The following is a 786-nucleotide window of genomic DNA, read 5'->3' on the forward strand; positions in this document are numbered from 1 at the left end:
CACACCCGGCAAGAACCCCGGGACGTCCAGGAAGGTGACGATCGGGATGTTGAAGGCGTCGCACATCTGGACGAACCGCGCAGCTTTTTCGCTCGCCTCGATGTCCAGCACACCCGCCAGCACCTGCGGCTGGCTGGCGACGATGCCGACGACGCGGCCGTCCAGGCGGGCCAGCGCGCAGATGATGTTGCGCGCCCAGCGCTCGTGGACCTGAAGGTACTCGCCGTCGTCGACGATCTCCTCGATCACCCTGGCCATGTCGTAGGGCCGGCTGCCGTCCGCCGGAACCATCTCCAGCAGCACCTGAGAGCGGCGCGTGTGCGGATCGGCGCACGGAACCTGCGGCGGGTACTCCCGGTTGTTCTGCGGCAGCAGCGACAGGAGGTAGCGGACCTCGGCGATGCAGGTCTCCTCGTCGTCGTAGGCGAAGTGACACACGCCGGAGGCCTCGGCGTGCACGTCCGCGCCGCCGAGGCCGTTGTGGGAGATCTCCTCACCGGTGACGGCCCTGACCACGTCCGGGCCGGTGATGAACATCTGCGCGGTCTCCCGCACCATGAACACGAAGTCGGTCAGCGCCGGGCTGTAGGCCGCACCGCCCGCGCACGGGCCCAGCATCACCGAGATCTGCGGGATCACCCCGCTCGCCCTGGTATTGCGCTGGAAGATGCCGCCGTAACCGGCGAGCGCCGAGACACCCTCCTGGATACGGGCGCCCGCTCCGTCGTTCAGCGACACCAGCGGGGCGCCGGCCGCGATGGCCATGTCCATGATCTTGTGGATCTT

Annotated in this window: 1 protein-coding gene; it reads right to left on the minus strand. The window is 68.4% G+C overall.

Going from position 1 to position 786, the window contains the following annotated elements; translation table 11 throughout:
• The coding region (locus IE318_RS45495; RefSeq protein ID WP_308438610.1) for an acyl-CoA carboxylase subunit beta at positions 1 to 786 on the minus strand (786 nt) is incomplete at both ends.

This window comes from Streptomyces spiralis (assembly GCF_014654675.1).
Classification (GTDB): Bacteria; Actinomycetota; Actinomycetes; order Streptomycetales; family Streptomycetaceae; genus Streptomyces; species Streptomyces spiralis.